Raw genomic sequence first — 20,878 nt, forward strand, 5'->3', positions numbered from 1 at the left:
TTTATCCCTAAGAGCCAAAAGAAGAACTAGAACTTGTGGCTTTAGAGCCTCCACCAAAAAAACCTGATTTTTTAGCACTTGAAGCAGAGCTTGTTGTACCTGCTTTATTAAAACTATTAACACTTCTTTGATAGGCGCTTTGATTTGAAAAAGCACCACGTTGTTGATTAGCAAAATTTTGATTATTAAAAAGTTTTGAACCTATCCAACTTCCCAAAATAGCACCTGCAGCACTTGCGAGTAAAGTTTCTCCTAAACTTAATCCTCCACTGCTGATTTGTCCATTATCTTTAGTTAAATTTGAAGTTCCATTATCAATTTTAGCTGCTTCTTCTTTAATCAAAGCATCCATTTCTTCTTTGGATAAAATTCTTTCTGTGCCATTAAGATCTTTTAAAACTACCCTTGTTTCATCACTTGGATATTGATCTTTGATTTTATACTGCCCTGGAGCTGTTTCTTCGATAATTACAAAAGCTCCTTGAGCATTAGCTGCTTGATTTAAAGTATCTGCATTGTCATTATTACTTCCACAACCTGCTAAAGCACCCCCAGCAACAGCTGCTAAACCACCTATCATACCAATTTGAATGATTTTTTTGATTTTTTTCATAAGTTTATCCTAAAAACAGAAAATTTAAATTAGAAATTTTAACAAAAAATAATAAATACTTTTTAATGCCAAATGAAGTTTGTAGATATAAAAAAAGCCCTTTCGGGCTTTTGGGTTAGAGTCTTGACTCGTAGCGTCTAAGCATATAAAGTCTTTTAAGCATTTTTTTACGTGCTGAAATTTTTTGTTTTTTGCGAATTTCAGTCATAGGCTCGAAAAATCTTCTTGCTCTTACTTCAGTCACAACTAGATTTCTATCTACTTGTTTTTTGAATTTACGATACGCTTCATCAAAAGACTCGTTAGGATGTACCTTGATTCCTGGCACAGTCCTCACCACCTTTCTGTGTAAATTTTTGTTGTGAGGTATAATTATAAAACACTTCTTATTAATTCTAACTTAGAAGCATTTAAAAGTTGTTTTAGTTTTTATCGGCTATAATCCTCATTACAAAGTACTAAAAATTATAATTAAGGTCTAAAAATGCAAGGACACATTACAAACTATACAAAAAAACGATATTTTGTATATTTAATTGCAAGCATTATCATATTTGTCTTACCTTTTATAAGAATTAATGAGAATCATTTTTTTCTTTTAAGTTTTGATCACTCTAAATTAAACCTATTTTTTATTTCTTTTTCAACACAAGAATTTTATCTCATGCCTTTTGTTCTTATATTTCTTTTTTTATTTATTTTTTTTATTACAACTTTAGGTGGAAGAATTTGGTGTGCTTGGAGTTGTCCACAAACGATTTTTAGAGTTATATATAGAGATATCATACAAACTAAATTTCTTAAAATTCGTAAAAATATCAATAACAAACAAAAAGAATATGAGGGGCAATATTTTAAAAAATTTCTTGGAGTGATAATTTTTTATTTTATATCTTTAATTGCTGTTAGTAATTTACTTTGGTACTTTATTCCTCCTGAAGATTTTTTCAATTATATTCAAAATCCTAGCGAACATTTACTCTTGCTTGGAATTTTATTTTGTGCTAGCTTACTTTTTACTTTGGATATTACCTATTTACAAGAAAAATTTTGTGTTTATGTCTGTCCTTATGCAAGAATACAATCTGTAATGTTTGATCATGATACAATGCAAGTAATTTATGATGAGAAACGCGGGGGATTGATTTATAGCGGACACACTAAACTTTACAAAAAACCTCCAGAAGGAGAGTGTATAGGCTGTGAAGCCTGTGTTAGTATTTGTCCAACACATATTGATATACGCAAAGGGATGCAACTTGAATGTATAAATTGTCTTGAATGTGCTGATGCTTGTTCAAAAGTACAAAATAAATTTAATAGACCAAGTTTAATTAATTGGACAAGTACAAACGCTATCAAAACACAATCTAAAGTTCATTATTTAAGATTTAAAACCATAGCATATCTTATAGTTCTTTTAATCGCTCTACTAGCTTTAATCATTATGGGAAGTAAAAAAGAAAGTATGCTTTTAAACATTAATCGCAGTAGTGAATTATATAGTATTTCAAATATTAAAGGTGAATTAGTCATTTCAAATACTTATACCTTTTTATTTCAAAACACAGATTCTAAACCTCATGAATATTATTTTAAAGCAAATTTAGAAGGAATAAACGATGGAATTGAAATTATAAGACCAAATAAACCTTTTGTATTAAAAGCAGGAGAACAAGTTAAAAAAATAGTTGTTATTAAAGCTACAAAAAAATTGGCAAATAATGACAAAAAAGACATAATATTTCCTCTACATATAAAAGCTTATGCCAAAGATAATGAAAAAATTTCGGTTTTTAGGAAAAGTATATTTGTATATCCTAAAAGCACTCTTATAAAGGATAAAAATGAACTCAAATAAAACACCATCACAAAAGGTTTTAGCTAGACAAGAAAAAATCAAAACAGTGGCTTTAGAGCTTTTTTTAACAAAAGGATATCAAGAAACAAGCTTAAGTGATATTATTAAATTATCTGGAGGTTCTTATTCTAATATTTATGACAGTTTTAAAAGCAAAGAAGGATTATTCTTTGAAATTTTAGATGATATATGTAAAAAACACTTTCATCTTATTTACTCCAAAACACAAGAAATTAAAAATGGTACTTTAAAAGAAATTTTAATTTCTTTTGGCTTAGCTTTTGTAGAAATTTTTAATCAACCAGAAACCATAGCCTTTGGTAAAATTGTTTATTCTCAAGTTTATGATAAAGATAGACATCTTGCTAATTGGATAGAAAACAATCAGCAAAATTTTTCTTATAATATACTTATGGATTTTTTCAAACAACAAGATAATTCTTATATGAAAAAAAATGCAGAAAGACTTGCAGTTCTTTTTTGCACTATATTAAAAGAACCTTATCATCACCTTAATGTTTTAATTAATGCTCCTTTAAAAAACAAAAAAAAGCAAAAAGAACATGTTGAATTTGTTGTAAATGTTTTTCTAAATGGGATCAATGACTCCAAAGCTTAAAAAACAATTTTATTAACCAAAATTAAGATATAATTAGCCAAAAATTTTTGTAATAAATATTACAATTTTTAATTTAATTTTTCAAGGCAAAACCATGAAATTATTTCAAAAAAATACTATTTTAGCTTTAGGTGTTGTGCTTTTACTTACTGCTTGCAGCAAAGAAGAAGCACCAAAAATACAAATGCCGCCTCAACCTGTAACAACAATGAGTGCTAAATCTGAAGATTTGCCACTTAGTTTTACTTATCCTGCTAAACTTGTCAGTGATTATGATGTTATTATAAAACCTCAAGTTAGCGGCGTAATAGTAAATAAACTTTTTAAGGCTGGAGATAAGGTAAAAAAAGGACAAACATTATTTATTATAGAGCAAGATAAATTTAAAGCTAGCTTTGATTCAGCTTACGGACAAACTTTAATGGCTAAGGCAACTTTTGAAAACGCAAGCAAAGATTTTAATCGTTCCAAGGCTCTTTTTAGCAAAAGTGCAATCTCTCAAAAAGAATACGACTCTTCTCTTGCTACATTTAATAATGCAAAAGCTAGTCTAGCAAGTGCTAGAGCACAACTTGCAAATGCAAGAATTGATCTAGATCATACCGAGATAAAAGCTCCTTTTGATGGTACTATAGGAGATGCTTTAATTAATATAGGAGATTATGTAAGTGCTTCAACAACTGAACTAGTTAGAGTTACAAATTTAAATCCTATTTACGCAGATTTCTTTATTTCAGATACAGATAAACTAAATTTAGTCCGTAATACTCAAAGTGGAAAATGGGATTTAGACAGCATTCATGCAAATTTAAATCTTAATGGAGAAACCGTTCAAGGCAAACTTTATTTTATTGACTCAGTTATAGATGCCAATAGTGGAACAGTAAAAGCCAAAGCTGTATTTGATAACAACAACTCAACACTTTTACCAGGTGCTTTTGCAACAATTACTTCAGAAGGTTTTATACAAAAAAATGGCTTTAAAGTGCCTCAAATAGCTGTTAAACAAGATCAAAATGATGTTTATGTTCTTCTTGTTAAAAATGGAAAAGTAGAAAAATCTTTTGTGCATATAAGCTACCAAAACAATGAATACGCCATTATTGACAAAGGATTACACAATGGCGATAAAATTATCTTAGATAACTTTAAAAAAATTCATGTTGGTTCTAATGTTCAAGAAATTGGGAGTAAATAATGTTTTCTAAATTTTTTATAGAAAGACCTATTTTTGCTTCTGTAGTTGCTATAATAATTTCAATTGCTGGGATTATTGGTTTGGCAAATCTACCCGTTGAACAATATCCTTCTTTAACTCCACCAACCGTTCAAGTAAGTGCCACTTATACAGGAGCAGATGCTCAAACTATTGCTTCAACAGTTGCAACACCTATTGAAGATGCGATTAATGGTGTTGATAACATGATTTATATGGATTCAACAAGTTCGCCAGGACAAATGAAATTAACTGTTTATTTTAACATTGGAACTGATCCAGATCAAGCGGCAATTGATGTAAATAATAGAATTTCAGCAGCAACAGCCAAACTTCCAGAAGCTGTAAAAAAACTTGGTGTAACAGTTAGAAAATCATCTTCTACTATACTTGAAGTAGTTTCTGTATATTCTGAAGATAGCTCAATGAATGATATAGATATTTACAACTATGTTTCTTTAAATATTTTAGATGAATTAAAAAGAATTCCAGGTGTTGGAGATGCTTCTGCAATAGGCAATAAAAACTACTCTATGAGAATTTGGTTAGAACCTGATTTATTAAATAAATTTGGTGTTACTGCAAATGATGTCATAAATGCAGTAAATGATCAAAATGCTCAATATGCCACAGGAAAAATTGGAGAAGAGCCTGTAGTCAATAAATCACCTCAAGTTATTTCTATAACCATGCAAGGAAGACTTCAAACTCCACAAGAATTTGAAAATATTATCCTAAGAGTTAATGAAGATAAATCTTTTTTAAGAATTAAAGATGTAGCCAAAGTAGAAATTGGGGCAGAGCAATATAATTCAACAGGTCGATTAAATACAAGTGCAGCTGTTCCAATTATGATTAACTTACAATCTGGAGCTAATGCTGTAAATACTGCAAAACTCATTAATGAAAAAATGCAAGAACTTTCTAAAAATTTTCCACAAGGATTAAAATATCAAATTCCTTATGACACAACTATATTTGTAAAAGCTTCTATTAAAGAAGTTATTAAAACTTTTGTTGAAGCTTTAGCATTAGTTCTTGTTGTCATGTATCTTTTTTTAAAGAATTTTAAATCAACTATTATTCCTATGATAGCTGTTCCTGTTTCTTTGTTAGGAACTTTTGTTGTACTTTATGTTTTAGGTTTTAGCATCAATCTTTTAACACTTTTTGCTCTCGTTTTAGCTATTGGAATAGTTGTAGATGATGCTATCATTGTTGTTGAAAATATTGATAGAATTCTTCATGAAGATTCAAATATTTCAGTTAAAGATGCAGCAATTAAAGCAATGAACGAAGTAAGCTCTCCGGTTATTTCAATTGTTCTTGTGCTATGTGCTGTTTTTATACCTGTTTCATTTATTTCAGGATTTGTAGGAGAAATTCAAAGACAATTTGCTCTTACCTTAGCCATATCTGTTGCCATTTCAGGATTTGTTGCTCTTACACTTACTCCTTCTTTATCCGCTCTATTTTTAACAAGAAATGAGAGTAAGCCTTTTTATTTCATTCAAAAATTTAATGATTTTTTTGACTGGAGCACTTCTGTATTTAGCAGCGGTGTTGCTTATATACTTAAAAGAACTATTCGTTTTGTTCTTGTTTTTTGCATTATGATAGGTTTTATTGCTTATCTTTTTAAAATTGTTCCAAGTTCTTTAGTTCCTTCTGAAGATCAAGGCGTTATTATGAGTATCATAAACCTTCCTTCTGGCTCATCTATTTATAGAACTATCGAAGAAGTTGATACAATTAATAAAAATGCTACTCAAATGAAAGAAATTAGCTCAAGCGTTTCTCTTATAGGATTTGATTTATTTACAAGCTCTTTAAAAGAAAATGCTGCAGCAGTATTTTTTAAACTTAAAGATTGGAGTCAAAGAGAAGCAAGTTCTGATCAGATTATTGCACAATTATTTGGACAATATGCAGCAGATAGAAATGCGCTAAGTTATTTTTTAAATCCACCACCAATACCAGGTCTTAGTTTAACAGGTGGTTTTGAAATGTATGCTCAAAATAAAAGCGGTAAAGATTATGATGCTATACAACAAGATGTAAATAAAATGCTTGAACTTGCAAGAACAAGAAAAGAACTTGCCAATGTAAGAACCACTCTTGATACAAGTTTTCCACAATATAAGCTTATTATCGATAGAGACAAAATGAAATACTATAATCTTAACATGCAAGATGTTTTTAACACAATTAGTGCAACTATAGGGACATATTATGTTAATGATTTTCCTATGTTAGGTAAAAATTTCCAAGTAAATATCAGAGCTTTAGGAGATTTTAGAAATACTCAGGATGCATTAAAAAATATCTATATTAGATCAAGTGATAATAAAATGATTCCTTTAAATTCATTTTTAACTCTTGTAAGAAGTGCTGGACCTGACGATGTTAAAAGATTTAATCTCTTTCCAGCAGCTCTAATTCAAGGAGATCCTGCTCCTGGTTATACTTCAGGACAAGCTATTGACGCTATTGCTGAAGTAGCAAAACAAAGCTTAGGAGATGAATATTCTATCGCTTGGTCAGGATCAGCTTATCAAGAAGTAAGCTCTAAAGGTGCTGGAGCTTATGCTTTTGTTTTAGGTATGATATTTGTATTTTTAATCTTAGCAGCACAATATGAAAGATGGTTAATGCCACTTGCAGTTATTACAGCAGTTCCTTTTGCAGTTTTTGGTTCTATCTTACTTGTGGCACTTAGAGGGTTTGATAATGATATATATTTCCAAACAGGACTTTTACTTTTAATAGGTCTTTCTGCTAAAAATGCAATTTTAATCATAGAATTTGCAATGGAAGAACGTTTAAAAAAAGGAAAAAGTATTTTTGAAGCGGCGATTAACGCAGCCAAACTAAGATTTAGACCTATTGTCATGACTTCACTGGCTTTTACTTTTGGTGTTTTACCAATGATTTTTGCTAGTGGTGCTGGAAGTGCTTCAAGACACTCTTTAGGAACGGGACTTATTGGTGGAATGATCGCAGCATCAACTTTAGCAATATTCTTTGTGCCTTTATTTTTCTATCTTTTAGAAAATTTTAATGAATGGCTAGATAAAAAAAGAGGTAAGATTCATGAATAAAATAATTTCAATTAGCGCTATAGCAAGTTGCACTCTTTTGATTTCAGCTTGCTCTTTAAGTCCAAATTTAAATATTCCCGAAGCAAACTATAGCACTGATAATCAGCTTGGAGTCTTATCCTGGGAAAAAGAAAATAATAGCTCTATCACAAAAAATTGGTGGAAAGATTTTGATGATGAAAATTTAAATAAAGTAGTTGATTTAGCACTTAAAAATAATAATGATTTAAAACTTACCTTCATACACATGGAACAAGCTGCTGCTCAATTAGGTATAGATTTTAGCAGTTTGTTGCCAAAATTTGATGGTAGTGTAAGCGGAAGTCGTGCAAAAACAGCTATAAATGCTCCAAGCAATCGAACTGGGGAAGTAAGTTATGGTAATGATTTTAAAATGGGGCTTAATTTAAGCTATGAAATTGATCTTTGGGGAAAATATCGCGATACATATCGTGCCTCAAAATCAGGCTTTAAGGCAAGTGAGTATGATTATGAAGCTGCAAGACTTTCTGTCATTTCAAATACGGTTCAAACTTATTTTAATCTTGTAAATGCGTATGAAAATGAAAATGCTCTTAAAGAAGCTTATGAATCTGCAAAAGAAATTTATAGGATTAATGATGAAAAATTTCAAGTTGGTGCTGTAGGTGAATATGAACTTGCTCAAGCAAGAGCCAACTTAGAAAGTATGGCTTTGCAATATAATGAAGCAAAATTAAATAAAGAAAATTACCTTAAAGCTTTAAAAATTTTGACTTCAAATGATTTAAATGACATACTTTACAAAAATCAAAGCTATCAAGTTTTTAATCTTAAAGAATTTGACATTCCAACTGGAATTTCAAGTACCATCTTGCTTCAACGTCCAGATATTGGTTCTTCTTTAGAAAAATTAACTCAGCAAAATTATCTTGTTGGAGTAGCTCGCACGGCTTTCTTACCTAGTCTTTCTTTAACAGGATTATTGGGATTTGAAAGCGGGGATTTAGATACCTTGGTTAAAGGAGGTTCTAAGACTTGGAATATAGGTGGAAACTTTACTCTGCCTATTTTTCATTGGGGTGAAATTTACCAAAATGTAAATTTAGCCAAGCTTAGTAAAGATGAAGCTTTTGTAAATTATCAAAATACCTTGATTACTGCTTTTGGAGAAATTCGCTATGCTTTAGTAGCTAGAAAAACTATACGCTTACAATACGATAATGCACAAGCAAGCGAACAATCTTACAAAAGAATCTATGAAATTGCTAAAGAACGCTATGATGTAGGAGAAATGTCTTTGCAAGATTATTTAGAAACACGTCAAAATTGGCTTAATGCTGCGGTTGCTTTTAATAATACTAAATATTCTTATGCTAATTCCATAGTAGATGTAATCAAAGCATTTGGTGGAGGATTTGAGCAAAGCGAAGATACAAGCAAAAATATAAAAGAAGAATCAAAAAATTTAGATATGTCTTTTAGAGAATAGTTTGCTCTATTCTCTAAATAAATTAAAAATCTTTATCTAAATCTACATCTGTAATTTCATAAGCCTTGTAAATAGCAGGCAATAATTTTCTTATAGCATAATCAAAATGATAAAATTGCTTATATACCTCTTCTGGATTTAAATTTTTAGCATTCTTAAAATCAAATACTTCAGTATTACCAATTTTGGCAATATTTTCATCAAAATAAGAGTAAAACTCTACTCTTTGTTTAAACAAAGCATTTAAATTTTAAACAATTTTGGCTTTATCCATTTTATATCCTTTTTAAATAATTTAAAAACTCAATCTCATTTTTTATTTAAGAAATAAAAAATTTACTCCTATTTTAGCTAAAAATTGATAAAGTTATGTCTTAAATATTTTAATATATAGGCCACTTATGAATTTATTTCAAAATTTAGCTTTAAAATACTCTCATATTATGATGGAAAAATCCCTCCAAAAAGGTTTCAATGTCGAACTTTTAAAACAACCCAAAGAAAAAATTCCAAAACAAGATAAAAGCTATATGCTTTATGCTCATGTACCTTTTTGCCATACTTTTTGTCCTTATTGTAGTTTTCACAAATACTATTATGATGAAAATTTAGCTAAAGTATATTTTCAAAATCTTAGAGAAGAAATTAAAACCATGAAAGATAAAGGTTTTGATTTTACTTCTATGTATGTGGGTGGTGGTACAACACTGATTAATGAAGAGGAATTATTAAAAACCTTAGAACTTTGTAAAAAATTATTTAATATAAAAGAAATTTCATGTGAAAGCGATCCAAATCATATTGATCCAAACAAGCTTTCTATGTTTAAAGGTATAATTGATCGTTTGAGTTGCGGGATTCAAAGTTTTGATGATGAAACTTTAAAAAAAGTGGCAAGATATAATAAATTTGGTTCATCTAAAAAACTTCAAGAAAAAATTTCAAAAGCTTTAGGAATTTTACCTATTTTTAGTATAGATCTTATTTTCAATCTTCCAGGACAAAACGAAAAACAAGTTTTAAAGGACTTAGAAATTGCTAAAAATTTAGCCCCGCAACAAATCACAACCTATCCTTTAATGAAATCAAATCTTACCAAAGATAATATCGCTAAAAGTTTAGGAGTGAGCATTAAAGATAATGAATTTACTTATTATCAAATCATACGTGAATTTTTTAAAGACTATACCCAAAACAATGGTTGGAGTTTTTCTTTAGAGAAAAACAAGCTTAATGACGAATATGTCAGTTCTCATCATGAATATCTAGGAGTGGGCAGTGGAGCTTTTAGTTTTTTAGATGGGGAGCTTTTAATTAATGCATTTAATCTAAATGATTATGCTAAATTTATACAAGAAAAACAAAATGCTAATATAGCCAAAGCTTGTTTTGATAAAAAAGAGATTATCAAATATGTCTTTTTAACTGAAATTTTTTCAGGAAAAATAGAAATTGATAAATTTAATAAAACTCTAAATTGCAATCTTGAAAAAGAACTTTTCATAGAACTTTTAGGGCTTAAAACAAGTGGTGCCATTATAAAAGATCAAAATGCTTTAATCGCAACCGAATTTGGTCAATATCTTTTTGTGGTTTTAATGAAAGATTTTTACACAGGAATGGATCTTGTGCGTGCAGTATTTAGAGATGATAAGCGTCTTAGAAATAAAGATTATATCGATATTATGAAAGAAAATATTGATCCGCTTAACTCCGCTAGCATGGAATTTAAAGCGGAGACAAACTAAAAGGGGCGAACAACCATCATTAAAGCGATAATAATAAACATTATAGTTGGGAATTCATTATAAATTCTAAAATATTTCCCACTTTTAGTAGAAGTATCATTTGCTAAAGCTTTTAAACAATAATAATTATGTATATGAAAAATAATCAAAAGTGTAACACAGGTAAGTTTAACATGCATAAAACCCACACCTACCATTAAAACTTCCTTATGAGCATGTAACATTAAACTTCCTGTGATTAAAGTCACAATCATTGCAGGAGTTTGTATATAAAAATAAAGTTTTCTTTCTTGAATTTTTACAACCTCGACAAAACCTTTATTGTCTTTATGTTCAGCATGATACACAAAAAGACGAGGTAAATAAAAAAGACCCGCCATCCAAGAAACAAATGCCAAATAATGCACCCATTTAATCCAAAAATAATAATCATTAATCCATTCTGTCATCTTTTTTCCTTTTTTTAAATATTTCTTGTATTAAAATCAAAGCCACACTTATATTTATCATGACATCTGCAACATTAAAAATGGCAAAATTAAACCATTTATGCCAAAAAAACATATCCACTACACCTCCATGTATAAAACGATCCAATAAATTTGAAACGCCAGCACCAAGCATCATTCCAAAAGCTATGCTATGAGTTTTTAAAAGTGTTTTTTGCCAAAAAAGATAAATAAAAAGCACGCCAATTAAAGCAAGATGTAAATATTTTAAATTATGTTCTAAAAAACTCAACATTGAAAAAGCTACACCTGTATTTAGAGCATAAGTTAAATCCAAATATTCACTCTGCCATCTAAGTCCTGCTAAAGTTAAGGATTTTACCCATTGATCAAGGACAAAAACCAAAACAAAGGTGCCCCAAAAATAAAAAATAAATTTAAAAGTTTTAGCCATTTAAAGCTTTCTTAAAAAACTCCACAACATTTTTCATTTCTTTTTCTAAGAGCTTAATATCTTTAGCTTCTAGTAAAAGTCTTATTAAATTTTCTGTTCCAGAATAGCGAAATAAGGTATTGATATTTTTATTTTCTAAATCTTTTTTTAATTCTTTTAAACCTTTAATTTTATCTAAATCTTTTTTTTCTGCAATTTTAAGATTCGTTAAAAGCTGAGGATAAGGTTTGACTTGACCCAAAATAGAGCTTGCAGATTTTTTCTTAGAAAGCATTAAAGCACTAAATTGCAAAGCAGCTATCAAGCCATCTCCAGTTTTTGCATAATCACTAAAAATAATATGCCCACTTTGCTCTCCACCAAAATTTCCACCATTAGCTTTTAATTTTTCAAGCACATATTTATCACCCACATTACAAGTATCAAGTTCTATACCATGTTTATTTAAAAACTCTTTTAAGGCACCATTACTCATTATAGTAGCCACAACACTTGATTGTAATTTACCTTGTTCTTTAAGATAAAGTGCTAAAACCCCTAATAAACTATCTCCATTAGCCACTTCGCCTTTTTCATCTACAACTACCAAACGATCTGCATCGCCATCAAAAGCAAAGCCTACATCTGCACGCAAACGCTTTACCTCAGAAGCTAAGTTTGCAGGATGCAAAGCTCCACAATTTTCATTGATATTAAGTCCATTAGGTTTATCGCTCATTACTATAACTTCAGCCCCTAATTCCTTAAAAACAGTAGGTGCTACCTTATAAGCTGCCCCATGAGCCACATCTAAAACCACACGTAAAGACTTTAAAGTAAGATCTTTTGGAAAAGAATTTTTAATAGAAACAATATATCTTCCTATAACATCATCAATTCTTTTTGCTTGACCGATTTTTTCCATATCCACCTTAGAGGCTTGTATAAGCTTATCATTAAAATAAATTTCTTCTATTTTTTTCTCTATATCTTCACTGAGTTTGTTTCCATGAGCATCAAAAAATTTAATACCATTGTCATAATAAGGATTGTGAGAAGCTGAAATCATAATCCCTGCGTCACAACGCATATCTTCAGTCAAGAATGCAATCGCAGGAGTTGGCATAGGACCAATTTGTATAACATTATATCCTATAGAAGCAAGCCCTGAAACAATAGCATTTTCTATCATATAGCCGCTTCTTCTTGTATCTTTTCCTACTAAGATATTATTAGTAATACTTTTATCTTTAAAATAAATACCCGCAGCCATTGCTAAACGCATAGCCAAAAAACTATCTAAAAATTCACCCGCTTTTCCACGAACTCCATCAGTTCCAAAAAGTCTCATTGCAAACCTTTCTAGCAAAATTTAAAGACAATTATAACAAAGCTAAGATAAAGAAATTTAAACAAGCTCTAAAAATAGAGCTTGTTTGGAGCCTTATAGTTCAGGTTTAGGAGTTTTTTCAGTAGAAATAGGAAGTTGTGGATAAACAATTGCTGGTTTTGTTCCTGTTAAAGATTTTAAGAAAGTTTCAATACTTTTTGCTTCTTTATCAGAAATTTTAATGCCAAGTTGCACACTACCCATTTCCTTAATAGCATCTTTTAGATTCCAAATAGCACCATTATGAAAATATGGAGCAGTTTCAGCAACATTTCTTAAAGTTGGAGTTTTTACCATACCATTTGCATCGCCTTTAAAATCACCTAAATTTGCAAATTTATATTTACCAGCAACTTCAAACGCTTGCATATTGCCACCTAAATTCACACCATTATGACAAGCTACACAACCCTTGTCTATAAAAAGCTTTAAGCCTTTTTGTTCTTCTTTTGTTAAAGCTTTTTCATCGCCTTCTAAAAATTTATCAAAACGAGATGGAGTGATCAAAGTTCTTTCAAAATTTGCAATTGCATCAGCAATATTGTCAAAATTTACACCGCTTTTACCATAGATTTTTTTAAACTCACTAACATATTCAGGCAATGATGAAATTTTTTCTACTGCAAGTTTAGCAGGAGTTGCCATTTCAGGATCAGATTGGATTGGACCTTTAGCTTGATCGGCTAATGTTCCTGCACGACCATCCCAAAATTGAGTACTATTTAAAACCGCATTATAAACTGTTGGTGAATTTAAATGATGAGGATTTGCTGTCCATTTATGACCTATTGCAGTACTAACTCCATCTGTTCCACCAAGTCCTACATTGTGACAGGTATTACAAGAAATGATACCACTTTTTGAAAGGCGTGGTTCAAAATAAAGCTTTTTGCCAAGCTCTGCTTTTTCAAGAGTAAATTCACTAGCCTTTACTCCATTTTGTTTTAAAATTTCATCAACGCCTTTTTGATCTTTTGGCAAGGCAACAAGACCTGAATTTTTAGCTTCATCTATAAGACTTGTAGCATTTAAGCTTGAAAAAGCAACTAAGGATGCGATTAGCAATAATTTTACTTTCATTAATAAACTCCTATTAAAGATAAATTAAGATTAAATAATAATCAATTAGAGCTTAAATAAAGATAAATATTATTAAAAAATATTTATAATTAATTAATACTATTTTTATCTTAAAAATTATTTTTTTGTTTATTTATTTTCATAAGATATAATTTTTAGTTATAAAACTTAGATTTTAAGATAATTTGAAAAGGATATTATGGAAAATTTAATAATTTACGCTTTTATATATCTTTTAGGTTCAATCCCTTTTGGACTGATTCTAGCTAAATTTTTTGCTAAAACTGATATTAAAAAAGAAGGTTCAAAAAGTATAGGAGCAACCAATGTTTTAAGAGTAGTAAAAGAAAAAAATCCCAAACTAGCAAAAAAACTTGCCATTGCTACAATAATTTTAGATTTTGCAAAAGCAGCTATTCCTTTACTAATCTTGAAATTTCTTCATTATGATCAAGCTTTGCTTTGGAGTGTGGCAGTTTTGGCTATTTTTGGACACTGTTTTTCAGTTTATTTGTTATTTGAAGGAGGGAAAGGCATAGCAACAGGAGCAGGTGCTATGATAGTTTTACTTCCATTGGAAGTACTTACAGCATTTATTGTGTGGGTAGTTATTGGAAAAATTTTTAAAATATCTTCGCTAGCTTCTTTAGCAGCATTACTTGCTTTTGTTATAAGTTCTTTTATATTTAATTATGACTTAGAAATTCATACACATGCACCCATTTTCATTATCGCTTTTATTATAGTATATAAACATCTACCTAATATTAAAAGATTGATTTTTAAAGAAGAATGCAAAGTCATATAAAAATCAAATTTCATTTTAAGTGTATCATTGGTATATTAGATTTTGAAAGAAGAAAAAAACAAAAAATTATTATCAAGCTTAAAGCTAAAGCAAATGAATTTTTAAATTATGCAGAGGTAATTACCAAAATTAAAAAATGGTATAAAAAAGAAGAATTTTACACCCTTGAAGAGTCTTTAGACTTTGTAAGCTTAAATTTAAAAAAAGATTTTCCTAATTTAACCAATCTTAACATAAAAATTTTTAAACCCCATATAATAAAAAATGCCACAGTTGGGGTTAAATTGAAAAAAAAATATTAATTTTTTTTTAAAGATATCTAAACATTTACTTAAACTATGATATAATTCTTTAAATTTTTCTTAATAAGGATAGAGCAAATGAGAATTTTAGTTATAGAAGATGAGATTAGCCTAAATAAAACAATTATAGACAATCTTAATGAATTTGGTTATCAAACCGATTCTTCTGAAAATTTTAAAGATGGAGAATACTTTATCGGCATTAGACATTATGATTTAGTTTTAGCAAACTGGACTTTACCTGATGGAGATGGAGCAGAACTTGTCAATACCATTAAACATAAATCTCCAAGAACTTCAGTTATGATTATGTCTTCAAAAACAGACAAAGAAACAGAAATCAAAGCTTTGAAAGCTGGAGCTGATGATTTTGTTAAAAAACCTTTAGATTTTGACATTCTGCTCGCAAGAATTGAAGCAAGACTAAGACTTGGCGGAACCAATGTTATTAAAATTGAAGATTTAGTTATTGATCCAGATGAGGAAAAAATTACTTATAAAGGTCAAGATATAGAACTTAAAGGAAAACCTTTTGAAGTTTTAACGCACTTAGCAAGACATTCGGATCAAATTGTATCCAAAGAACAACTTTTAGATGCTATCTGGGAAGAACCTGAGCTAGTAACTCCAAATGTTATCGAAGTAGCTATCAATCAAATTCGTCAAAAAATGGATAAACCGTTAAATATATCTACCATAGAAACAGTTCGTCGTAGAGGATACCGTTTCTGCTTCCCTAAAAAATCTTAACAATTTTGCACCTTCGGTGCAAAAAATTTATCTTTATTTCTATTTTTATATTTTATTTAAGTTTGGTTATTGTATAAACTAAAATTATTTTTTAAATTTTTGAAAGGTTATGATGTCTCTTTTAATTACAAAAGACTGCGTATGTTGTGATGCTTGCAGAGAAGAATGTCCTGATGAAGCTATTTATGAAAATAGTCCAATTTATGTAATAGACCCTGATCTTTGTTCAGAGTGCGTTAATGATTTTTCAGAGCCTGCCTGTATTGTTGCTTGTCCATATGAATGTATCATTCCTGATCCTGATAATGTAGAAACTATAGAAGAATTAAAACTCAAACATAGAGATAGAGAATTTTAATGGCAAAAAAAACAGCCGTTGTTGATCTTGGCTCAAACTCCATTAGAATGGTGATTTTTGAAAAAACTTCTAGATATGGTTTTTATACAACTTGCGAATACAAACGCAAAGTAAGACTTGGGGAAAATGCTTATAATAATGGCAAAATTCTCCAAGAAGAAGCCATGCAAAGAGCCGAAGATGCCTTAGCTTTTTTCAAACAATGTGCTTTAAAGCATAAGTGCAAAAAAATATTTATAGTAGGCACATCAGCCTTAAGAGATGCCCCAAATTCAAAAAATTTCATTAAAAGAATCAAAGATAATCTGTCTTTAAATATACGCTGTATAGATGGAAAAAGCGAAAGTTACTTAGGTGGTCTTGCGGCTTTAAATTTATTAAGTCCTTTTAAGGATGGAACCACTTTAGACATAGGTGGTGGCTCTAGTGAATTGTGTTTAATAAAAAATAATAGAATTATTTCTTGCATATCTCTTGATATTGGCACTGTTAGACTAAAAGAATTGTTCTATGATACTGGAAAAATGGATTCTTTAGAAGAATTTATAAAACCAATTTTAGAACAAATTCCTAAAGAATTTTGCAATAAAAACCTTATTGCAATAGGCGGAAGCTTAAGAGCAATATCTAATTCCATCATGCAAAAAAATTCCTATCCGCTGAAAAATTTACATGATTTTCGCTATATGCTAGATGAAGAAAAAGGACATATTTTAAAAATTTTTAATTCAAACTTAGACTCTTTAATCAATTTTGGCATAAAAAAGGATCGTTTTGATACCATTAAAGAAGGTATATTTATTTTTTTAAAGATTGCAGAAAAAATAAAAGCCAAACAAGTTATCACGAGTGGGGTTGGAATCAGAGAAGGAGTTTATTTGCAAGATTTACTCCGCCCAAAAATTACATTTCCGCCTAATTTCAATCCTAGTTTAAAATGTTTGCAAGATAAATTTTTACAATCAAAACAAAAAAATAAAACTCCACATTTTGCTCTGCAAATTTTTACAACCCTTAAAAATCTTCATAGACTTAACGATAACTATAAACATACTTTACTAAATGCTGCTAAATTATGTCATATTGGAGAATATTTAAATTTCTATTTTGCTAATGAACACTCTGCTCATTTTGTACTAGGTGGATTAAATTATGGATTTTCACATAAAGAAAAAGCTTTAATTGCGAGCATTATTAAGCTTAATGGAAAAAAAGTTAACCCTTATAATCTTGAACCCTATAAACAACTTTTACCCAATATTCATACCATTTCATGGCTTAATTTTATTTTATGTCTAGCTAAAACTTTAAGCACAAATAAAGATAAGATTGATTTTGCCTTTGCAAACAATACTCTTTATATATATCAAGAAAACAAAATTCTTAATTTACCCAAAGATGAACTCAAAAAAATTGCAAAACCAGCTACCATAGCATTAGCAATTAATCAAAAAATTTAAGATTTTTTACTTTTTTGACGCTGCTCTATAAGATTTTGAATTCTTTTTTTATTCTCTTCAAAAAAAGAATCAAAATTTTTCTCTGTTTTTTCTGTATGTTTTATTGTTTGTTCTTCTGGAGTTTCAACACTTTCTAAAAGCACATTGGAATTACCTATTATCATTGTATAACGTTTGTTGGCGTGATCAAAAACAACAAGTTGATTATTTTTATCTAAAAATCTTTGGAAAATCATAGTAAAATCTCTAGAAACATTGTTATTTTTATAAACCATAGTCTTTTTAAACCACCAAAGTACTATTAACAAAATAACTAAAATCAGCATTACTAAGATATAATTTGTATAATCATACCCTTCTAAACTTGTACTTTTTGGTTTAGGCATTAATTCTTGAGAATTATTTGCAGTAGTTATAGGTGATACTACAGATTCGATATTTGCTTTCCCTTGCTCTATAGCTCGTATTCTTACTCCAAATTTATCATTGATAGAGCTAAGTTCTAAATTAATATTTTGTTTGTTTTGTAGCATAATATAGGTATTATTATTTTTAGAACTAATACTAATTTTATCTACAAGTTGAGAGTTAAGTTCCTTTAATTCATCTTTAGAATACGTTAAATCACTAAAAGTTAAAAGAGTTAAATTTTTTTCTTTTTTTTGAGAAATCTTGCCATTATAAGCGTTATCAAAAGAAAGCATTAAATCTACACGATCATTTCTATCGTAGATATTATAACTAATCAACTCAACACTATATAAAGGTAAAATTAAAAAAAATAATACTAGCAATCTCATTTAAATTTCTTTTTTAAAGTATTGAAGCACAGTCTTAGAATCTAAAATTTCATTAATTCTTATAGCGAGATTTTTTTCATAAACCATAACCTCGCCTTTGCCAAAAATTCTTTTATTGATATAAAGTTCAACGCTTTCTCCAGCAGGCTTTTCAAGATCAATAACCGAGCCTACTTCAAGTTTTAAAAGCTCTGCTACACTCATATTTGTAGTTCCAAGCTCGCTTACAAAATCTACCGTAATATCTAAGATATCTTCATAAGATTGCAAAAGACCATGATGAATGTTAAACTCTATATCATCGCTCATTATTTACAATATCCTATTCTAAAATAACAATTTTCAAATTTATAAGTTAAAGCTTCATCTAGAACTATTTCAGAAAAATCAACTTTTCCTAAATATTCCGGAATTCCAAGTTTATACTCATCATCACCCTTAGTATCATTTAACAAATTTTTAGCATAACCTATAATCTGATTGGCACATTCTTTAATTAAATCACACCAGTCATCTTCTTTAAATTTTTCATCATTAATTAAAATTTCTGCAATTTTTTTTAAAAATTCTTTTGGAAAAAATAAATAAAAATTACATTCTCCTTCGCTTTTCCCCATGATAGGAATACTCGCTCCATAAAGTTCGCCGCTTATATCTTGAGCTGCTTCAATGCGAAGTCTTAAGATATGCTCGCAAAAATGAGTGATGGAATACTCAAGAATCTTTAACATAGCTACCACCTCTATAAAAAACTTAATTTAAAATTATAGTAAATATAAAATAAAAATATGTTTTAAAATTTTATTTTTTGAAAATTTCTTCAATATCTTTCATTATTATATCCAAATTTCCTTGTTTAAAACACTTTACTATACTAGTTTCTACAATCACTCCATCGGCAACTTTTCTCATTCTTTTTACATCTTGATTATTTTAAATACCAAAACCCACAAAAATAGGCAAATTCGTAAAAGATTTGATTTCTTTTACTTTATCTTGTAAAATTGCTTCTTCGACACTTTTTGTACCTGTAATACCTATACTTGCTAATAAATAAAATTAGCATGTTTTACTAACTTTTTAACCCTTTCTTTAGGGGTTATAACACTTACAAGTGTAATTAAAGCTATATTATATTTTTCACACTCTTTAACTAAATCATCACTTTCTTCAAAACTCAATTCAAGTACAATCAAAGCACAAATCCCTAAAGATTTTACTTTTTTCACAAATTTTTCCAAACCATAAGAAAAAATTAAATTATAATAAACCATAAAAACCAAAGCTTTTTTGGTTTTTACCCTGACTAAAAGCTCAAAAACATTATGAATATCAAGAGCTATTTTTGCCGCATCGGCAATAGGATCACTATAAGCAACGCCAAGTTTAAAATATCAATAGGGCTTTAATCTAAATCTTTGCAAAAAAGCTTCACTTATTTGAAGATTTGGATAACCTAAAACCATATAAGCCACATTTGCATTTTCTTTATAAAATTTTCTAAAATCAACCATAAATCACCCTTTTTTTATAATCTCTAATTGTTTGCATATCTTTATCTCCCCTACCTGAAAGGTTTATTACTATCACGCTTTTCTTTTTTAAAGTTGGACAAAGTTTTTCTAAAAATACCAAAGCATGCGAACTTTCAATCGCTGCAATAATACCTTCTTCTTTACAGAGTAATTTTAAAGCTTGCATACATTCTTCATCACTTATAGCATGATATTGTGCTCTTTTGCTTTCAAATAAAAAAGCATGCAAAAGGGCCAATTTCTAGATAATCAAGTCTTGCAGAAACACTATGCACAGGCAAGATATTGCCTAAATCATCTTGTAAAATCTTGTTTTCATACCGTGAATAATACCGATTTTCCCTTTATTTAAAGTCGCTGCATGATAAGGAGTATCGATGCCAAGCCCCCTCCCCTACTTCTATGCCTATTAATTTTACACTTTCATCTTTGATAAAATCGTAAAATATTCCTGCTGCATTGCTTCCACCCCTAACAGCTGCGATAATATAATCTACTTTTTTATTGAGTTTTTGAAGTTGCATTTTACATTCTTTTTCTATAATGCTTTGAAAATGCGTTACCATTTTAGGATAAGGATAAGGACCTACAGCACTTCCAACCACATAAAAAATATTTTTAATATCTCCGACCCAAGTTTGAACAACTGCAGCAGTAGCTTCTTTTAGAGTTTTAAGCCCACTTTGTACTGCATGAATTTTAGCGCCCAAAGCTCCATTTTATAAACATTTAAAGCCTGTCTTTGTACATCAGTTGCCCCATGTAAGTCAATCAAGGCAAGGGACTTCTCTGCCTCTGCGGTTTTGCAAAAATACCATCATTTTAAACTTAAAAAGCTTTAAATTTAGATATAATACTACTTTAAGACGCTTACTATGTCGTTT

General features: G+C 29.4%; 21 protein-coding genes and 2 pseudogenes. 11 read left to right on the forward strand and 12 right to left on the reverse strand.

From position 1 onward, the window contains the following. Positions 1–7: 7 nt before the first annotated feature. Positions 8–613, reverse strand: a complete 606-nt coding sequence (locus tag ACOTU8_RS06315) for a UPF0323 family lipoprotein (RefSeq protein ID WP_002854351.1) — start codon at positions 611–613, stop codon at positions 8–10. A 115-nt stretch (positions 614–728) separates the two neighbouring features. Continuing rightward, a complete protein-coding gene (gene rpsU / locus ACOTU8_RS06320) occupies positions 729–941 on the reverse strand; it encodes a 30S ribosomal protein S21 (RefSeq protein ID WP_002780697.1) in 213 nt (70 codons plus the stop codon). A gap of 156 nt (positions 942–1,097) precedes the next feature. Here rpsU and ccoG point away from each other — a divergent pair, with 156 nt between their 5' ends. The 5 genes from ccoG (at position 1,098) to cmeC (ending at position 8,881) form a co-directional block, all read left to right on the forward strand. After that, the gene (ccoG, locus tag ACOTU8_RS06325) at positions 1,098–2,474 is read left to right on the forward strand and encodes a cytochrome c oxidase accessory protein CcoG (RefSeq protein ID WP_422342206.1); all 1,377 of its coding nucleotides are present in this window, start codon (positions 1,098–1,100) and stop codon (positions 2,472–2,474) included. Further along, positions 2,461–3,093: a TetR/AcrR family transcriptional regulator gene (gene cmeR / locus ACOTU8_RS06330; protein ID WP_422342207.1), complete on the forward strand. Its 633-nt coding sequence runs from the start codon at positions 2,461–2,463 to the stop codon at positions 3,091–3,093. Before ccoG ends, cmeR begins: the two co-directional genes overlap by 14 nt. 94 nt (positions 3,094–3,187) lie before the next feature. Beyond that, positions 3,188–4,291: a multidrug efflux RND transporter periplasmic adaptor subunit CmeA gene (gene cmeA, locus ACOTU8_RS06335; protein ID WP_422342208.1), complete on the forward strand. Its 1,104-nt coding sequence runs from the start codon at positions 3,188–3,190 to the stop codon at positions 4,289–4,291. Next, the gene (cmeB, locus tag ACOTU8_RS06340) at positions 4,291–7,410 is read left to right on the forward strand and encodes a multidrug efflux RND transporter permease subunit CmeB, ciprofloxacin and florfenicol resistance type (protein ID WP_422342209.1); all 3,120 of its coding nucleotides are present in this window, start codon (positions 4,291–4,293) and stop codon (positions 7,408–7,410) included. The genes cmeA and cmeB overlap by 1 nt, the downstream gene beginning before the upstream one ends. Then, positions 7,403–8,881 carry a multidrug efflux transporter outer membrane subunit CmeC gene (cmeC, locus tag ACOTU8_RS06345; RefSeq protein ID WP_422342210.1) on the forward strand — a complete coding sequence of 493 codons (1,479 nt, stop codon included), beginning with the start codon at positions 7,403–7,405 and terminating at the stop codon, positions 8,879–8,881. The genes cmeB and cmeC overlap by 8 nt, the downstream gene beginning before the upstream one ends. Before the next feature lie 22 nt (positions 8,882–8,903). Here cmeC and cmeU read toward each other — a convergent pair whose 3' ends face one another. Next, a complete protein-coding gene (gene cmeU, locus ACOTU8_RS06350; protein WP_422342211.1) occupies positions 8,904–9,119 on the reverse strand; it encodes a CmeU family protein in 216 nt (71 codons plus the stop codon). Between the two features lie 163 nt (positions 9,120–9,282). On the opposite strand from cmeU, the gene hemN reads away from it, so the two are divergent. After that, positions 9,283–10,629: a coproporphyrinogen III oxidase family protein gene (gene hemN / locus ACOTU8_RS06355; RefSeq protein WP_422342212.1), complete on the forward strand. Its 1,347-nt coding sequence runs from the start codon at positions 9,283–9,285 to the stop codon at positions 10,627–10,629. On the opposite strand, the gene hemJ is transcribed toward hemN, so the two are convergent. The 4 genes from hemJ to ACOTU8_RS06375 all read right to left on the reverse strand — a co-directional run bounded on the left by hemJ (position 10,626) and on the right by ACOTU8_RS06375 (position 13,981). After that, positions 10,626–11,078 (reverse strand): protoporphyrinogen oxidase HemJ, encoded by a 453-nt coding sequence (gene hemJ / locus ACOTU8_RS06360; RefSeq protein ID WP_422342213.1) that lies wholly within the window; start codon positions 11,076–11,078, stop codon positions 10,626–10,628. The genes hemN and hemJ overlap by 4 nt on opposite strands. Beyond that, on the reverse strand, positions 11,062–11,532 hold the full coding sequence (gene lspA, locus ACOTU8_RS06365) for a signal peptidase II (RefSeq protein WP_422342214.1): 471 nt from the start codon (positions 11,530–11,532) through the stop codon (positions 11,062–11,064). The genes hemJ and lspA overlap by 17 nt, the downstream gene beginning before the upstream one ends. Beyond that, a complete protein-coding gene (glmM, locus tag ACOTU8_RS06370; RefSeq protein WP_422342215.1) occupies positions 11,525–12,862 on the reverse strand; it encodes a phosphoglucosamine mutase in 1,338 nt (445 codons plus the stop codon). Before glmM ends, lspA begins: the two co-directional genes overlap by 8 nt. A gap of 93 nt (positions 12,863–12,955) precedes the next feature. Further along, positions 12,956–13,981 carry a cytochrome-c peroxidase gene (locus ACOTU8_RS06375; protein WP_422342216.1) on the reverse strand — a complete coding sequence of 342 codons (1,026 nt, stop codon included), beginning with the start codon at positions 13,979–13,981 and terminating at the stop codon, positions 12,956–12,958. Positions 13,982–14,180: 199 nt separating this feature from the next. On the opposite strand from ACOTU8_RS06375, the gene plsY reads away from it, so the two are divergent. The 5 genes from plsY (at position 14,181) to ACOTU8_RS06400 (ending at position 17,659) form a co-directional block, all read left to right on the forward strand. Next, positions 14,181–14,789, forward strand: coding sequence for a glycerol-3-phosphate 1-O-acyltransferase PlsY (gene plsY, locus ACOTU8_RS06380; protein WP_422342217.1), 609 nt, complete (start codon positions 14,181–14,183; stop codon positions 14,787–14,789). Continuing rightward, the gene (gene folB / locus ACOTU8_RS06385; protein ID WP_002857609.1) at positions 14,774–15,091 is read left to right on the forward strand and encodes a dihydroneopterin aldolase; all 318 of its coding nucleotides are present in this window, start codon (positions 14,774–14,776) and stop codon (positions 15,089–15,091) included. The genes plsY and folB overlap by 16 nt, the downstream gene beginning before the upstream one ends. Positions 15,092–15,169: 78 nt before the next feature. After that, positions 15,170–15,841 carry a homeostatic response regulator transcription factor HsrA gene (hsrA, locus tag ACOTU8_RS06390; protein ID WP_002857553.1) on the forward strand — a complete coding sequence of 224 codons (672 nt, stop codon included), beginning with the start codon at positions 15,170–15,172 and terminating at the stop codon, positions 15,839–15,841. 112 nt (positions 15,842–15,953) lie between these two features. After that, the gene (fdxB, locus tag ACOTU8_RS06395) at positions 15,954–16,199 is read left to right on the forward strand and encodes a YfhL family 4Fe-4S dicluster ferredoxin (protein WP_002854647.1); all 246 of its coding nucleotides are present in this window, start codon (positions 15,954–15,956) and stop codon (positions 16,197–16,199) included. Continuing rightward, on the forward strand, positions 16,199–17,659 hold the full coding sequence (locus ACOTU8_RS06400; protein ID WP_422342218.1) for a Ppx/GppA phosphatase family protein: 1,461 nt from the start codon (positions 16,199–16,201) through the stop codon (positions 17,657–17,659). Before fdxB ends, ACOTU8_RS06400 begins: the two co-directional genes overlap by 1 nt. On the opposite strand, the gene ACOTU8_RS06405 is transcribed toward ACOTU8_RS06400, so the two are convergent. From ACOTU8_RS06405 to ACOTU8_RS06425, 5 genes and pseudogenes are all read right to left on the reverse strand, one after another. Beyond that, complete coding sequence (locus ACOTU8_RS06405; RefSeq protein ID WP_422342219.1) at positions 17,656–18,459, reverse strand: hypothetical protein; 804 nt, start codon at positions 18,457–18,459, stop codon at positions 17,656–17,658. The two genes, ACOTU8_RS06400 and ACOTU8_RS06405, sit on opposite strands and share 4 nt — an antisense overlap. Next, positions 18,460–18,768, reverse strand: coding sequence for a flagellar motor switch protein FliN (gene fliN / locus ACOTU8_RS06410; protein WP_002824739.1), 309 nt, complete (start codon positions 18,766–18,768; stop codon positions 18,460–18,462). Then, positions 18,768–19,190 carry a chemotaxis protein CheX gene (locus ACOTU8_RS06415; protein WP_422342220.1) on the reverse strand — a complete coding sequence of 141 codons (423 nt, stop codon included), beginning with the start codon at positions 19,188–19,190 and terminating at the stop codon, positions 18,768–18,770. Before ACOTU8_RS06415 ends, fliN begins: the two co-directional genes overlap by 1 nt. A gap of 70 nt (positions 19,191–19,260) precedes the next feature. After that, positions 19,261–19,973: pseudogene (trpA, locus tag ACOTU8_RS06420) on the reverse strand (tryptophan synthase subunit alpha). Next, positions 19,966–20,754: pseudogene (locus ACOTU8_RS06425) on the reverse strand (pyridoxal-phosphate dependent enzyme); the annotation flags it as partial. The pseudogenes trpA and ACOTU8_RS06425, both read right to left, overlap by 8 nt. Between the last annotated feature and the right edge of the window lie 124 nt (positions 20,755–20,878).

It is taken from the genome of Campylobacter jejuni (assembly GCF_049221745.1).
Classification (GTDB): domain Bacteria; phylum Campylobacterota; class Campylobacteria; order Campylobacterales; family Campylobacteraceae; genus Campylobacter_D; species Campylobacter_D jejuni_E.

Coding starts and splice junctions, on each gene's coding strand:
- cmeR (WP_422342207.1), top strand. CDS start 2,461: ATGAACTCAAATAAAACACCATCACAAAAGGTTTTAGCTAGACAAGAA.
- lspA (WP_422342214.1), bottom strand. CDS start 11,532: ATGGCTAAAACTTTTAAATTTATTTTTTATTTTTGGGGCACCTTTGTT.
- hemN (WP_422342212.1), top strand. CDS start 9,283: ATGAATTTATTTCAAAATTTAGCTTTAAAATACTCTCATATTATGATG.
- glmM (WP_422342215.1), bottom strand. CDS start 12,862: ATGAGACTTTTTGGAACTGATGGAGTTCGTGGAAAAGCGGGTGAATTT.
- ccoG (WP_422342206.1), top strand. CDS start 1,098: ATGCAAGGACACATTACAAACTATACAAAAAAACGATATTTTGTATAT.
- ACOTU8_RS06415 (WP_422342220.1), bottom strand. CDS start 19,190: ATGTTAAAGATTCTTGAGTATTCCATCACTCATTTTTGCGAGCATATC.
- fliN (WP_002824739.1), bottom strand. CDS start 18,768: ATGAGCGATGATATAGAGTTTAACATTCATCATGGTCTTTTGCAATCT.
- cmeA (WP_422342208.1), top strand. CDS start 3,188: ATGAAATTATTTCAAAAAAATACTATTTTAGCTTTAGGTGTTGTGCTT.
- folB (WP_002857609.1), top strand. CDS start 14,774: ATGCAAAGTCATATAAAAATCAAATTTCATTTTAAGTGTATCATTGGT.
- cmeB (WP_422342209.1), top strand. CDS start 4,291: ATGTTTTCTAAATTTTTTATAGAAAGACCTATTTTTGCTTCTGTAGTT.
- ACOTU8_RS06375 (WP_422342216.1), bottom strand. CDS start 13,981: ATGAAAGTAAAATTATTGCTAATCGCATCCTTAGTTGCTTTTTCAAGC.
- ACOTU8_RS06315 (WP_002854351.1), bottom strand. CDS start 613: ATGAAAAAAATCAAAAAAATCATTCAAATTGGTATGATAGGTGGTTTA.
- fdxB (WP_002854647.1), top strand. CDS start 15,954: ATGTCTCTTTTAATTACAAAAGACTGCGTATGTTGTGATGCTTGCAGA.
- cmeC (WP_422342210.1), top strand. CDS start 7,403: ATGAATAAAATAATTTCAATTAGCGCTATAGCAAGTTGCACTCTTTTG.
- ACOTU8_RS06400 (WP_422342218.1), top strand. CDS start 16,199: ATGGCAAAAAAAACAGCCGTTGTTGATCTTGGCTCAAACTCCATTAGA.
- plsY (WP_422342217.1), top strand. CDS start 14,181: ATGGAAAATTTAATAATTTACGCTTTTATATATCTTTTAGGTTCAATC.
- ACOTU8_RS06405 (WP_422342219.1), bottom strand. CDS start 18,459: ATGAGATTGCTAGTATTATTTTTTTTAATTTTACCTTTATATAGTGTT.
- hemJ (WP_422342213.1), bottom strand. CDS start 11,078: ATGACAGAATGGATTAATGATTATTATTTTTGGATTAAATGGGTGCAT.
- hsrA (WP_002857553.1), top strand. CDS start 15,170: ATGAGAATTTTAGTTATAGAAGATGAGATTAGCCTAAATAAAACAATT.